Origin of the sequence: Pantoea sp. IMH (assembly GCF_000599885.1) — a bacterium.
Classification (GTDB): domain Bacteria; phylum Pseudomonadota; class Gammaproteobacteria; order Enterobacterales; family Enterobacteriaceae; genus Erwinia.
This window is the reverse complement of sequence record NZ_JFGT01000006.1, coordinates 47,930-60,801: the sequence shown is the minus strand read 5'-3', so window position 1 is coordinate 60,801 and position 12,872 is coordinate 47,930. Positions and strand designations below refer to the sequence as shown.

At 58.3% G+C, this 12,872-nt stretch carries 13 protein-coding genes; 4 read left to right on the top strand and 9 right to left on the bottom strand.

Features of this window, described 5'->3' with window-relative positions:
* Positions 1–60: 60 nt before the first annotated feature.
* Both EA20_RS0114655 and EA20_RS0114645 read left to right on the top strand, forming a co-directional pair.
* Entirely contained in the window at positions 61–696 is a 636-nt protein-coding gene (locus EA20_RS0114655) for a flavin reductase family protein (RefSeq protein WP_024967542.1), read from the top strand.
* A gap of 300 nt (positions 697–996) precedes the next feature.
* Entirely contained in the window at positions 997–2,163 is a 1,167-nt protein-coding gene (locus EA20_RS0114645; RefSeq protein WP_024967541.1) for a M20 aminoacylase family protein, read from the top strand.
* Positions 2,164–2,218: 55 nt separating this feature from the next.
* Here EA20_RS0114645 and ybiB read toward each other — a convergent pair whose 3' ends face one another.
* The 5 genes from ybiB to EA20_RS0114620 all read right to left on the bottom strand — a co-directional run bounded on the left by ybiB (position 2,219) and on the right by EA20_RS0114620 (position 7,757).
* Complete coding sequence (gene ybiB / locus EA20_RS0114640; RefSeq protein WP_024967540.1) at positions 2,219–3,190, bottom strand: DNA-binding protein YbiB; 972 nt, start codon at positions 3,188–3,190, stop codon at positions 2,219–2,221.
* A gap of 20 nt (positions 3,191–3,210) precedes the next feature.
* Positions 3,211–5,373 carry an ATP-dependent DNA helicase DinG gene (gene dinG / locus EA20_RS0114635; protein WP_024967539.1) on the bottom strand — a complete coding sequence of 721 codons (2,163 nt, stop codon included), beginning with the start codon at positions 5,371–5,373 and terminating at the stop codon, positions 3,211–3,213.
* A 164-nt stretch (positions 5,374–5,537) separates the two neighbouring features.
* The gene (locus tag EA20_RS0114630; RefSeq protein ID WP_024967538.1) at positions 5,538–6,311 is read right to left on the bottom strand and encodes a DUF3750 domain-containing protein; all 774 of its coding nucleotides are present in this window, start codon (positions 6,309–6,311) and stop codon (positions 5,538–5,540) included.
* Positions 6,312–6,675: 364 nt separating this feature from the next.
* Positions 6,676–7,194: a GNAT family N-acetyltransferase gene (locus EA20_RS0114625; RefSeq protein WP_024967537.1), complete on the bottom strand. Its 519-nt coding sequence runs from the start codon at positions 7,192–7,194 to the stop codon at positions 6,676–6,678.
* 2 nt (positions 7,195–7,196) lie between these two features.
* Positions 7,197–7,757, bottom strand: a complete 561-nt coding sequence (locus EA20_RS0114620; protein WP_024967536.1) for a helix-turn-helix domain-containing protein — start codon at positions 7,755–7,757, stop codon at positions 7,197–7,199.
* 158 nt (positions 7,758–7,915) lie between these two features.
* Between EA20_RS0114620 and EA20_RS0114615 the strand changes: the two genes are divergently transcribed.
* Positions 7,916–8,647: a MerR family transcriptional regulator gene (locus EA20_RS0114615; protein WP_024967535.1), complete on the top strand. Its 732-nt coding sequence runs from the start codon at positions 7,916–7,918 to the stop codon at positions 8,645–8,647.
* Positions 8,648–8,808: 161 nt separating this feature from the next.
* A complete protein-coding gene (locus EA20_RS20590; protein WP_024967534.1) occupies positions 8,809–8,913 on the top strand; it encodes a protein YohO in 105 nt (34 codons plus the stop codon).
* Here the strand turns inward: EA20_RS20590 and EA20_RS0114605 are convergent.
* Genes EA20_RS0114605 through EA20_RS0114590 form a run of 4 tightly spaced genes read right to left on the bottom strand, consistent with a single transcriptional unit; the run spans position 8,900 to position 12,680 of the window.
* Complete coding sequence (locus tag EA20_RS0114605; RefSeq protein WP_024967533.1) at positions 8,900–9,625, bottom strand: ABC transporter permease; 726 nt, start codon at positions 9,623–9,625, stop codon at positions 8,900–8,902. The two genes, EA20_RS20590 and EA20_RS0114605, sit on opposite strands and share 14 nt — an antisense overlap.
* A complete protein-coding gene (locus EA20_RS0114600; RefSeq protein WP_024967532.1) occupies positions 9,625–10,560 on the bottom strand; it encodes an ABC transporter ATP-binding protein in 936 nt (311 codons plus the stop codon). The genes EA20_RS0114605 and EA20_RS0114600 overlap by 1 nt, the downstream gene beginning before the upstream one ends.
* Entirely contained in the window at positions 10,557–11,717 is a 1,161-nt protein-coding gene (locus tag EA20_RS0114595; protein WP_024967531.1) for an ABC transporter permease, read from the bottom strand. Before EA20_RS0114595 ends, EA20_RS0114600 begins: the two co-directional genes overlap by 4 nt.
* A 42-nt stretch (positions 11,718–11,759) precedes the next feature.
* Positions 11,760–12,680, bottom strand: a complete 921-nt coding sequence (locus EA20_RS0114590) for an ABC transporter substrate-binding protein (RefSeq protein ID WP_024967530.1) — start codon at positions 12,678–12,680, stop codon at positions 11,760–11,762.
* Positions 12,681–12,872: the final 192 nt, after the last annotated feature.

Here is a 12,872-nt window from a genome sequence, read left to right as displayed (position 1 = left end):
GCTTTTTTCCCGCTCCCGGCAGGTTACTATAGGTAAATCTGCCACTGTTAAGGAGTTATGATGACGCGTTCCCGCCATTCTTATCAACCACGCCTGGGTCACGGATTGCCCCACGATCCGCTCAACGCGATCATTGGTCCCCGCCCGATTGGCTGGATCAGTTCACAAAGCGCCAGTGGCGAGCGAAATCTGGCGCCCTACAGCTTCTTTAACTGCTTCAACTATAAGCCGCCGGTGATCGGTTTCTCCAGCCAGGGCTGGAAGGACAGCGTCGCCAATATTGCGGAAACCCGGGAATTTGTCTGGAATCTTGCCACGCGTGAACTTGCCGTACCGATGAACGAAAGTTCAGCCTCGGTGCCACATGGCGAAGATGAGTTCGCACTGGCAGGATTAACGCCAGTCCCGGCGACACAGGTCAACGTCAGCATGGTGGCTGAAAGCCCGGTCAATTTTGAATGCAGGCTGACGCAGCTTATTCAGCTGGAGGATGCGGCGGGCGAAAAGCTTCAGCAGTGGATGGTGCTGGGTGAAGTGGTCGCTGTTCATATTGATAACGACCTGCTGGAAGCGGGAATTTATCAGACCGCGAAAGCCAATCCAATCCTACGTGCGGGCGGTCCGAGCGCATATTATGCAATAAGCGATGAGCTGCGCTTTGACCTGATGAGGCCGGATGCCAGAAAGCCCGGCTGAGGCTTTTTTGCGTCATCCTTAATAGAGATCCGCAGGAATCAATGCGGTATCACAAATACCTGGCGGATTTCGGCTGTATTGCACCATGTACGCTCAGCAGCAGCCTGAGTTCAGCACGTAGTGAAAACATGCTGAAAAATCACACCGGAAAACCTGTCTGATAAGCCGTGCCGCATGAGCGGGACGGCCATCTTACGCGTGGCACAACGCAATCGCACCGCAGCCCCTTCTTCTGCCAGCCTTTTATGCTACCTTAAGCCTGTCAGTCATCGGGAATGCCCCGGTCAGAGAGAGGACGTTATGACAATCCCCGAGTCACTGATAGAAGAAGCCACAGGCTGGCGACGGGCGCTGCACGCTCAGCCCGAACTGGGATACTGTGAAGTGAAAACCGCTGCCTGGGTGGCAGAACAGCTGCGCGCCTTCGGCCTGCAGGTTCATACTGGCCTGGCGGGAACCGGTGTGGTCGGTACGCTTGAAAACGGTCCCGGTCCGGCAATCGGGTTTCGCGCCGATATGGACGCACTGCCAGTGACTGAACAGGGAGAGGTTGAGTGGCGCTCCTCCATCCCCGGCGTGATGCACGCCTGTGGTCACGATGGCCATACCGCCATGCTGCTGGCAGCCGCGAAGCATCTGAGCGCCACCCGAGGCTTCAGTGGAACGCTGCATTTTGTCTTCCAGCCTGCGGAAGAGAATCTTGGCGGCGCGAGGAAAATGGTGGCGGAAGGCCTGTTCCGCAACTTTCCGATGGACGCTATCTACGGCCTGCATAACTGGCCTGGTTTGCCGCTGGGGCATGTGGCGATCAATAGCGGCCCGATGATGGCCTCGCTCGACGCCTTCGAAATCACCCTGAGGGGAAAGAGCTGCCACGCCGCCATGCCGGAAAACGGCGCCGATCCGATTGTTGCCGCCGCGCAGCTTATTCTGGCGCTGCAAACTATCCCGGCGCGGCGACTTTCGCCGCTGGCTTCTGCGGTGGTCAGCATCACGCAAATCAACGGCGGCGAAGCGATAAACGTGATCCCGGAACATGTGGTGTTACGGGGCACGCTACGCTGTCTGCAACCGGAAGTCCGTCTGAAAGTGCGCGCCATGGTGGATGATTTTGTAACAACCTTCACCACGCCGCTGGGTATTGCGGGCAATATTACCTATCTGACCGAATATCCCGTGACCGATAATCCGGCAGCCGAAGCGCAGAAAGTAAGAGACTGTGCGCTGGCGATATTGCCGGCAGAGCAGGTGCACTGGAACGTCGCGCCCTCCATGGCGTCAGAGGACTTCGCCTGCATGCTGGAAGCCTGTCCCGGCGCCTACTTCTGGATAGGGGCTGACGGCGCCACGCCTTCTGCGCCACTGCATAACGCCAGCTACGACTTTAACGATGAGATCATCGCTGAGGGCGTAACCTTCTGGTGTGAGCTGGCGGAACATTTACTGCCTGCGCCATCAGTACGGTAACGACGACAGCAAGCGGTTAAGGACGGGTGAGATCCAGGCATTAACCGCTGACGGCTCAGTATCCCGCTTTTTCAATCTGCTCCAGCGCGGTTTGCATTTCCACCGCCCGGCCCGTGGCCACCAGGCAGCAGGCCAGTTGCAGCCTCACCGCCTGCGGCACGGGCACTTCCCGGTTGAGGCAGCGGGTTATCCAGGTAGCGGTTATCTCTGCTTCCTTTCCCGGCGGCAACTGGTCACGCGCGATGCCGCTCTCTTCCTGACGCGACAGCAGCACTTCGGGAGCATCGCCCGCAATCAGCGTCACCGATGGACAACGCTGAGGATTTGCATAGACCTCGCCTTCCGTTCCGTTAAGCAGCAGAGCTCTGCCGCCAATCGCCTGGAAAAATTTTCCCACGCGGGGAATATATTCCGGATGAGAAACGCTGGAGAGGCGCAGCGCAGCATCTTCGCCAAAAGGCGTGGCGAGCTTAGCCAGCGTATGGGCGCTGTTACGCACGCCCATCCGCCAGCGCAGCGAGAGCTGTGTTGCCAGCGGCGGACAGAGCGTGGAGACGCTCATAAAGAGCAGCTCGCCCTGCTCAAGCTTCGCCTGTGCCTGCTCAGCATCGTTAACAGGGTGAATGCCCAGCGCGGCAAAGACCGCTTCGCTGGTGACGCGGGTCGGATCGTCACTGACGCCATGAACCACCACCGGAAAGCCCAGCGCAGTGAGCAGCATCGCCAATAGCGGCGTCAGATTGCCCTGCTTACGGGCGCCGTTATAACTCGGAATCACGATCGGCATCGGCAGGCTCGCCGGGGGCGTCAGGCGCATCATCCTCTCCTGCATCGCCTCATAAAACCCCAGCATCTCCTCTTCACCTTCTCCTTTGATGCGAAGCGCAATCAGAATAGCGCCCAGTTCGAGATCAGCCACCTCGCCCGCCAGCATACGACGATAAAGCTCACGGGCCGTGCTGAGATCAAGATCGCGGGCATGATTCTTACCGCGGCCAACTTCTTTAATGATCTTGTTATATTCCATGCTTCTGCTCTTTTCAGTAGTTAGCGACGACGGCGGACGGGCGGCTTTTTACCACCCAGCGCCGGGCTGGGTTTCGGCAGCTCCCCTTCCGGCATCGCCGGCTGCGCAATGGGGAAGACCGGCAGCGCTCCGAGCAGACGCGAGCCATAGCTCTTGCTCAGCAAGCGACGGTCATAGATGACGATTTCACCAAAACAGTCATGGCTGCGAATCAGCCTGCCCACCTGCTGGATAAGGTTAAACGAGGCGCTCGGCAGGCTCTGCACTTCGAAAGGATAGCGTTTAAGACTTTTCAGCCACTCTCCCTCGGTCAAAATAACCGGACTGTCTACCGGCGGGAAAGCAATTTTATGAATATGCACCTGTGACAGCAGATCGCCCTTTAAATCCAGACCTTCGGCAAAAGACTGAAGTCCGACCAGAATACTGGTTTCCCCCTGCTCCACGCGTTTGCGGTGCAGCGCCACCAGCGCCGGACGCGGTTTGTCGCCCTGCACCAGCATCATCAGACGAAGCTCGGGCAGATAAGATAAAAAATGCTGCATTGCCCGGCCGCTGGCAAACAGCACCAGCAAACCTTTATGCTTCGCTTCCTTCACCTGATGTCGGAAAAAGTGTGCCATCTCCGCCAGATGCGCAACTTCATTGGCCAGCATTGGCTCGTAGCGCATCTGTGGGATCACCAGCCTGCCCTGTTCAACATGATTAAAGGGCGAGTCCAGCGCCACAAAGCGATCGCCTGCTTTATCGGTCAGGCCGGACATCTCCTGCAGCCGCTGAAAACTGCTCAGCGAGCGCAGCGTGGCCGATGTCACCACTACATGGGGGATCTTACGCCAGAGCAGCTTTTCCAGCTGTTCGCTGACGCGGATGCCGGCGCAGTGAAACAGCAGATGCGGGTTGCCTTCCCGGCTTTCGCGCGTCACCCATTTTGAGACCGGTGCCCCCGACGCCTGCTCCAGCGCCGCCAGGCGCCAAAGCTTGGTGCTGGCTTCAAACCAGCCGAGCGACCGGTTCATCTGAATCAGCGCACGATGCAGCCGCACCACGTCAAACTGTCCCGATTTCTCGCTGAGGTCGTTCAGCAGCGCTTCCGCCAGACCGCGCAGGCCATCGCTGAGCTTAAAGAGTCTGGCACAGAGAGTGAGGATTTCCTCCGGCAGCCGCCCCATTTCAAAACGGTATTCACCCTCCTGATTTTCCGCAGGAAGTAGCTGATTCAATATCTGTGACAGCTGCTGAAGCTGTTCGCGTACCTCTTCACAGTGGGCTTTGAGACGGTCTGGCTGGCTCAGGCCTGGCGGCCTTTTCGGACGAAACTGCGCCAGGCACTGCTCTACCAGACGGCAGAAAAGATCGAGCTGTAGCGTGCTCCAGCCAGGCGTGATATCGCCGCTCATCTCCAGCGCATCACGGGCCACGTCCGGCAGATGATGCCCTTCATCCAGCACCAGCAGCAGGTTTTTCGGCGGCGGCAGAACCGACTCGGTTTCCAGCGCCGCCATCACCAGCGCATGGTTCGCCACCACCACGTCCGCCTCTTCAATCTCCCGGCGGGCCACGTAGAACGGGCATTCGCGAAACCAGTGACAGTTGCTGCCGAGGCAGTTCGCTTTGTCGGTGCTCAGCCGCTGCCAGAGTGACTCTTCGATAGCGTCGTCGCAGTGGTCGCGCAGGCCATCCCACTGATGACGGTTGAGGCTTTTCTCCAGCAGGGTACAGAGCGCGCGTTCATCTTTGCTGGCGGTCATCGCATCGTCCAGGAAGAGCAGCAGATCGCCCTGTTTCTCTTCGTCAGTGGCCAGTGCTGACAGATTGCGCGGGCAGACATAACGCCTGCGCCCAAAGGCGGCAGTAAAGCGCAGATCGGGGATAATTTTTTTCAGTAACGGCAGATCTTTGCTGAAGATCTGATCCTGAAGCGCCACGTTTGCGGTGCTGACCACCAGCGGCTTCTCCTCCGCACGGCTGACCGCGATGCCGGGAATCAGATAGGAGAGCGTTTTCCCCACGCCGGTGGGCGCTTCAATAGCCAGGTGACGCCCCTCATCGCCCGCCAGCGTTTTCGCCACTTCGGCGATCATCTGCCGCTGCGGGGCACGGGGAATAAAATCGGGAATTTGCTGCTGGAGGGATTTATACCACTCCGCAATTTGCGCTTTTAACGCGGCAGTTAGCGCCATGACAACCACTTTTGACCAGAAGAGCCTGTATTTTTACACAGTATGGCGTCCGCGTCAGCCTTGCGGATTCATTCTTGATAAGCCGCGCCGCAACCGTCGCAGGCTGATCCTTTAATGACGACGCCTGAAGGCACGCAAATGGCAGCCCTGCGCGCCAGCACATTTTACTCTGCCTCGCCGATCGACTTCTCACTTCCCAGCCTGCCGACAAAAGGCAGACGCAGCGCCGGCGAGCGGACATCGACGCCCAGATTAAGCCCCAGCAGATTGATTTCCACCCCCTCTTCGGCACCCAGCGTCAGGCCCAGCACGCCGAGCAGCGTAACCTGAATCCCTCTGCCGGAAGGAGGAAGGCCCACCGGATGCGCAAGCGAGCGGAAGTCTTTACCGATGGCGTTGGCGGGCAAATCCAGCCTGAGTTCAGGTACTTCTCTGCCGATATGGGCCAGAAAGGTATTGCTGTTGGGCCCCGGCCAGACCCGATAGGTATGAGGCCAGGGATAGCGCTTAATGGCGGCCTCAATATGCGGGATCATCGCCTCAGCCGCCGCGCCGCGATGATCGACGATCGGTACAGGCTGCGCGCCAAACCAGTAACCATCGGGCAGCGCATAATTATGGCGAACCACATTGGTACTGCCCCAGCTGACGACTTCATAGCGCTGAAACTGCGTTTCCCCCGCTTTTTTAAAAATAATCCACGGATGAACGGCAAACAGCCCCCGCCAGCCAAAGGTGGGTGCCGTATAGACCTGCACAATCGCCGTCTCTTTAAACTGAAGCGGGCTGGGCGCCACGCCCGCAGAGTCACGGCGGGCCGTTGCCCAGTCTTGTCCGGTGATTTTCGCACCGCTGTGGGTCGCTTTCAGATAACTTTGCCCAAAGGAGAGCAGCATGATGCAGAGCAAGCCAAGGCCAATCATTTTCGCAAAAAACATAGGATCAGGTCGTCCACCCGCTGCGCGGGCAAAGGTGTTAACAGGGAGGGTGGTCAGTCAGAAAAGCCGAAGCGCTGTAGCCCGGAAAGTGACCAGATTCACATTACTGAAATCGAACGAGTCATTCAATCCCTGAAGGGCGATTGGCCCAGATCGCGCACGAAAAGGAGCCCGGCTGACGTAAACCCGCCTCAACTGCTGGCAGGGGAATGAGAGTTGGGATGGAGAAGTCAAACGTCCCGCACCAGCAAAGCGCGGGTCGGGCTACCAGCGACAAGGCTATCGGCGCCTTTATCAGTGTGTCCTGTTCCTGGCGAGACGCTTTATCAAAAACGTTAAGCCGACCTAAGCCAGTCTCTCTCGCTCAGGCCTGAATCACTTTATACATCAGCGTAGTAGGATCGTAGCTGCCGCAGGTGGATTGCGCATAGTCGGGAATCTGACCCGCCGTTTGCCAGCCGAGGGAGTGATAGAGCTGCTCCGCCACATCACCGCTTCGCGTATCCAGCACCAGCAATCTCAGGCCTGCCTGCTTCGCCATCTGCTCAATACGGCGCATCAATTCCCGCGCGATACCCTGCCGCCTGGCCACAGGATGGACCAGCAATTTAGCGACCTCGCCACGGTGGCGGCCGTTAGGCATACCGCAAGGCTGAAGAATGACCGTCGCCACAATCTTTTCCTGCTGACGCGCCACCAGCAGCCGTCTGTCGCCGCTGGCGATATCCGCCACTACCGCCTGCCAGAACCTGTTCACCGGAAGAGGATCCCGGCTGACAAAGCCGATGCTCGCCCCCTCAGCGACGCAGCCATCAAGAACCTCAGCCAGTCCGGCCATTACGGCAGCGGCCTGTGCCGCGCTTAACTCCTCATACTGAATAATTGTCATCGACACACCACCAGAACATAGTGAGCGCCTGCTTCGTCAGGCGCGTGAAAAGCAGTTGGACCGGAAAGATGAAAGCGCAGGCACTCACCCGCTTCCAGCCGCCACTGATGCTGGCCCATGCTGAAATTCAGCACGCCGCCAAGTACCCAGATATGTTGCTCAATGCCATCAACGGGGGGCGCATGGTATTCAATCAATGCGCCGCCGCGCAGCCTGCCTTCGATCATCTCCCCTCTGAACTGGCTGGCAGGTGGCGAAACGCTCCGTCTTTCAAAGCCGTTTTCACGATCGTGCCAGACAGGCTGATCGGCCAGACGCAGATAGTCTGGGCCCTCCGCTTCCACTTCACTGAGCAGACGTGACATGGTCAGTCCATAGGCGATGCAGAGGTGGTTCATCAGCGACGCCGTAGGACTGCTCTCTCCGCGCTCTATTCTTGAAAGGGTGGCCCGGCTGATGCTGGTCATTTCCGCCAGCGTCTCCAGCGACCAGCCCTTTTCCAGCCGCAGCGCGCAGAGCCGCCGCGCCAGCCGTACGTCAGTTGGGGTTGAAGTCATCGGTAATTCTCAAATAAGGGAAATTTTCTCATTTATGAGATATTACAGGCTGACTGAGCGGGATCAAGTTGTACAGGTAAATAATAGTTGTACAGTAATGCAGAGTTCGCTACGGTGGTGCGTAGCCAGAAGTTATTACAAGCGGGAGCAGGGAGTTTATGGCATTGTACAGTATTGGTGACGTCGCCGAACGTTGCGGCATCAACCCCGTCACGCTGCGCGCCTGGCAGCGCCGCTATGGGCTGATTAAGCCGCAGCGCACTGAAGGGGGACATCGCCAGTTTGACGATGAGGACATCCTGCGCATTGAGGAGATCAAGCGCTGGGTGGAAAGCGGCGTGCCGGTAGGGAAAGTTAAGGCGCTACTGGAAGGCGGTAACGTCAACATTCATGACGGCTGGACCGCGCTACAGGAAGAGATGATGGCGGTGCTCAGACTGGTCAGGCCGTCAAAGCTACGCACGAAAATCGCCACTATCGGGCGTGAGCATCCCGCTGACGCCCTGATCGATCACGTATTTGTGCCGATCAGGCAGCGGCTGGGACTCGATCAGAATACCGCCCGCGTCATGTGCAGCCTGCTGGACGGCGCCATTATCGATTATGTTGCTTTTTGCCTGGCTGGCTCACGCAAGAAGCCCGGTAAAGATGCGCTGATCCTCGGCTGGGAAACGGAAGACAGGACACGTCTGTGGATGGAAGCCTGGCGCCTCTCTCAGCAGGGCTGGCGGATGGACGTGCTGGCGGAGCCTCTGGCGATGCCGCGCCCGGAACTCTTTCCCGGCCAGCAGCTGTTTGTCTTTACCGGTAAACCGCTCAGCCGCAGGCAGCAGGAGCTGATAACGCACTGGCAGGATCAGGGCTTTCTGATTACTCATCAGCACAGCTAAGGCAGCCTTACTGCCCTGTGAGGCGGAAGGAAGATTACTCTCTTCCTGCCCTGATACCTCAGCCTGAACAGGGAGAATAAAATCCCCGCAAAGGCTTAACCCGCCCCGGAGAAAAACGGTATACTTTCCCCTCTTTCTGCTTCAGACAAACGGGCAACGGCATGAACCTGCAAAAAATTGGTGTGATTTTTATCTTTCTGCTGATGGCGCTGGGCGGCATTGGCGGCGTTATGCTGACTGGCTATACCATCCTTATCCGTTCTTAAACAGTCTCAGCAGGCGCTCAAACAGGCGATCCGTCACGATGGCCAGCAGCGCCACCAGACAGGCTCCCTGGATAACATAGGCCGTATTGAAGCCGCTCAGGCCAATAATCACCGGTGAGCCCAGCGTTTTCGCTCCCACGGTTGAGGCAATAGCGGCCGTACCGATATTGATGATGACCGAGGTACGGATGCCGGTCAGGATCACCGGCGCAGCGAGCGGCAACTCCACCTTGCAGAGCCTCTGCCACGCGCTCATTCCCACCCCTTCTGCAATTTCCCGCGCACTCTCAGGCACCGCCGCCATCCCGGCCAGCGTCCCCTGAAGTACCGGCAACAGCCCGTAAAGCAGAAGCGCCACGATAGCGGGTTTTTCGCCAAATCCCATCACCGGCACCGCCACCGCCAGTACCGCTACGGGCGGAAAGGTTTGTCCGGCCGCCACCAGCGTCTCCACCAGTGAACGAAATTCGCGGCCAGCCGGTCGCGTTACCAGAATCCCGGCGCCCATCCCGATAAGAATGGCGAACAGGCTGGATATTGCCACCAGTTTGATATGCGCCAGCGCCAGCTGCAGAAAACTCTCCTGCTGGTAAAGCGGCCTGTCCAGCTGCGGGAACCAGCTGGCAAACAGCGCTCCGCTATAGGGCATCAGCAGCAGTAAGGTGATAAATAGCAGGATAAGCCACAGCAGCGGATCGCGTAACAGCCGCATTACATCGCCCCCCGCTGCCGCAGGAGATCGGCAAAATGCAGTACCCCCAGCGGTTTCTCTTTCCCGTCCACCACCGGCAGCCGGTCGATTTTCCGCGCGATAAAAACCGACAGCGCTTCACGTAGCGACAGGCTTTCCAGGATCGCCTCTCCTTCCAGCCACTCTCCGCGACGCGCTGCCTGACCGGCATTGCCCAGCGAGAGTAACCGGATGCCCAGCTCTCCCCGGCCAAAGAAATCCCGCACGAAATCGTTCTGCGGCCGCGTCAGCAACTCTACCGGCGTACCTTGCTGGATCACGTTACCGCCATCCATCAGAACCAGCCGGTCTGCCAGCGCCAGAGCTTCATCAATATCATGGGTGACCAGCACGATTGTCCGGCCTGAAAGCTTATGTATCCGCACAATCTCCTGCTGAAGCGCGCCGCGCGTCACCGGGTCCAGTGCGCCAAACGGCTCATCCATCAGCAACACTTCCGGATCGGCAGCCAGCGCCCGCGCCACGCCCACGCGCTGCTGCTGACCGCCAGAAAGCTGATGAGGATAGCGGTGCCGGAAACGCTCATCGAGGTTCAGCAACGCCAGCAGCTCGCTGACGCGCTCAGCAATACGTGCCTCAGGCCACTTAAGCAACGCCGGCACGGTGGCGATATTTTTTTCCACCGTCCAGTGGGGAAAAAGGCCGATCGACTGAATGGCATAGCCCATTCTGCGCCGCAGATCCTGCGGGTTGAAGCGGCGGATCTCCTCTCCGGCAAACTGAATGCTGCCTTCATCATGCTCAATCAGGCGGTTAATCATTTTCAGCGTGGTGGATTTCCCGGAACCTGAGGTGCCAATCAGTACCGTGAACTCCCCTTCGGCAATATTGAGCGTCAGGTTACTGACAGCCGGTTTGCCCGCGAAATATTTACTGACTCCGTTAAAATCAATCATCGGCGCTTCGCCTCGGCCACTGAAATGAGAAATTTGAATAGCGCATCAATCGTCACCGCCAGCGCGATAACCGGGATCACGCCCAGCAATACCAGATCGAGCGCGCTGCTCAGCAGGCCCTGAAAAATAATGGCGCCAAATCCACCGGCGCCAATCAGGGCGGCAATCACCGCCATACCAACGGTCTGCACCGACACCACCCGCAGCCCGGAGAGCAGCACCGGCAGCGCCAGCGGCACTTCGGCATGCCAGAAAATCTGGCGCGGGGTCATCCCCATTCCCTGTGCGGTTTCGATCACCTCTTTCGGCACCTGCTCAAGGCCAGCCACCACGCTGCGCACCAGCGGCAGAAGCGCATAGAGCACCAGAGCAATCAGGGCCGGTGCCATACCAATCCCGCTAATCCCAAGACCGGACAGAAAAGGAAAGGCCTTCGCCAGGCCAGCCAGCGGCGCGATCAGCAGGGCGAAAAGCGCAACGGAAGGAATGGTCTGAATCACATTTAGCGCAGCGAACACCGGCGACTGCGCAGCGCTTTTCCGGTAGCAAAACCAGCCCAGAGGAATGCCAATCAGCAATGTCGGTAGCAGCGTTGCCGCCAGCAGCAGCAGATGCCGCGCGAGAGCATGGTCGAAGACTTCACGCCGGTTAACGTACTCTTTCAGCAGCGCCAGCCCGTCGAGCTGACCGTTAAGCAGGATGAAGATGACCGGTAACCAGATCTGTCCGTTGAGCAGCAGTCGCCATAAGGGACGCGGCGTCAGGCGGGAAATCGCATCCGCCGCCGCCAGCAGACAGAGCGCGGCGGAGAGCCAGAAGCCGCTGCCAAAGGAGGTGCGGGCAAGTGCACTGCCCTCAAGCGCCAGGCCATCCGCCAGACTGCCGCTCAGCGCAACCAGCATGGCAAACAGCAGTTCGCTGAGGATAAGCGTCAGCGCCAGCGACAGAGCGGACACCCGCAGAAAAGCGAGCAGAAACAGCGCGGGAACCGGTAACAGCAGCAGCCAGCCTGTGCCGTGCAGCAGTCCGGAAAGCGGCAGCGGCTCGCCGGAAACCAGACGATTCGGCGCATAATTCAGAAAAGGAAGGGCTGCCAGCGATACGGCCAGCAGAATAACCAGCAGCAGCAGCACACGGTTGTGAAGAGTCAGACGCAAAATTTCCCCGCTATGGCAACGGGCCGGTCAACCGGCCCTGGCTTACTTCAGCAGATTCTTCTGCTGCAAATAGTCAGCGGCCACTTTTTTTGCATCCTGACCTTCAACGGCAATTTTTGCATTCAGCTGCTGTAGCGTCTGTGCATCAAGCGAGGCGAACACCGGCTTGAGCCACTCGGCAATGCCGGGATAGGCCTGCAACACCGCTTCCCGGACAACCGGAACAGGGGCATAAATGGGCTGCACGCCTTTCGGATCGCTCAGCGTTTTCAGCCCCAGCGCCGCCACGGGGCCATCGGTGCCATAGGCCATCGCGGCATTAACGCCTGACGTCTGCTGCGCGGCCGCCTTCAGCGTAACCGCCGTATCGCCGCCCGCCAGCGTCAGCAGCTGATCCTGCTTGAGGGTAAAACCGTAGGCTTTCTGGAAGGCAGGCAGCGCGTCCGGTCGCTCAATAAATTCTGCGGAGGCCGCCAGCTTGAAGGTACCGCCCTTTTGCAGCCAGGCGCCAAGATCCGCCAGGGAATTGAGATTATTTTGCTGGGCAAGATCGCCACGTACAGCAATGGTCCAGGTATTGTTGGCAGGCGCAGGGGTCAGCCAGATCAGCTTATTTTTCTCGCGATCCAGCTTTTTCACTTTTTCATAGCCCGCCTGGGCATTTTTCCAGGCCGCATCTTTCTCATCGTTAAAGAAAAATGCGCCGTTTCCGGTATATTCGGGATAGATATCAAGCTCCCCGGCGGTGATGGCGCCGCGAACCACCTGAGTATTGCCCAGCTGCACTTTGTTGATGGTTTTTACGCCGTGCTTATCCAGCACCTGCAAAATGATATTGCCCAGCAGAGAGCCTTCGGTATCAATTTTTGACCCGACCTTCACCGGCTCGGCGGCAGAAGCGCCCTGGGTAAGACTCAGCAAAACCGTCAGCGCGAGCGCGCTAATTCCTGATATTTTTGTCATTTTATGTTCCTGCTCGTCAAGATAGTTACAAGCGTAGCTTATTAAACCGGCACGTAAAACAAGCGGGTCAAAAAACGCCGTCCCTTTGATTGTTTCAGATCAAGGATAGCGGTTTGGGGTTCGGGGTTGGAGCTGGGGCTGGGCCTGGTTCAGCAGTTTGGTTTTAACTTATAACCAGCAGGAATTTAACTA

Coding starts and splice junctions, on each gene's coding strand:
- dinG (WP_024967539.1), bottom strand. CDS start 5,373: ATGGCGCTAACTGCCGCGTTAAAAGCGCAAATTGCGGAGTGGTATAAA.
- ybiB (WP_024967540.1), bottom strand. CDS start 3,190: ATGGAATATAACAAGATCATTAAAGAAGTTGGCCGCGGTAAGAATCAT.
- EA20_RS0114645 (WP_024967541.1), top strand. CDS start 997: ATGACAATCCCCGAGTCACTGATAGAAGAAGCCACAGGCTGGCGACGG.
- EA20_RS0114655 (WP_024967542.1), top strand. CDS start 61: ATGACGCGTTCCCGCCATTCTTATCAACCACGCCTGGGTCACGGATTG.
- EA20_RS0114630 (WP_024967538.1), bottom strand. CDS start 6,311: ATGTTTTTTGCGAAAATGATTGGCCTTGGCTTGCTCTGCATCATGCTG.
- EA20_RS0114600 (WP_024967532.1), bottom strand. CDS start 10,560: ATGATTGATTTTAACGGAGTCAGTAAATATTTCGCGGGCAAACCGGCT.
- EA20_RS0114620 (WP_024967536.1), bottom strand. CDS start 7,757: ATGACTTCAACCCCAACTGACGTACGGCTGGCGCGGCGGCTCTGCGCG.
- EA20_RS20590 (WP_024967534.1), top strand. CDS start 8,809: ATGAACCTGCAAAAAATTGGTGTGATTTTTATCTTTCTGCTGATGGCG.
- EA20_RS0114605 (WP_024967533.1), bottom strand. CDS start 9,625: ATGCGGCTGTTACGCGATCCGCTGCTGTGGCTTATCCTGCTATTTATC.
- EA20_RS0114590 (WP_024967530.1), bottom strand. CDS start 12,680: ATGACAAAAATATCAGGAATTAGCGCGCTCGCGCTGACGGTTTTGCTG.
- EA20_RS0114615 (WP_024967535.1), top strand. CDS start 7,916: ATGGCATTGTACAGTATTGGTGACGTCGCCGAACGTTGCGGCATCAAC.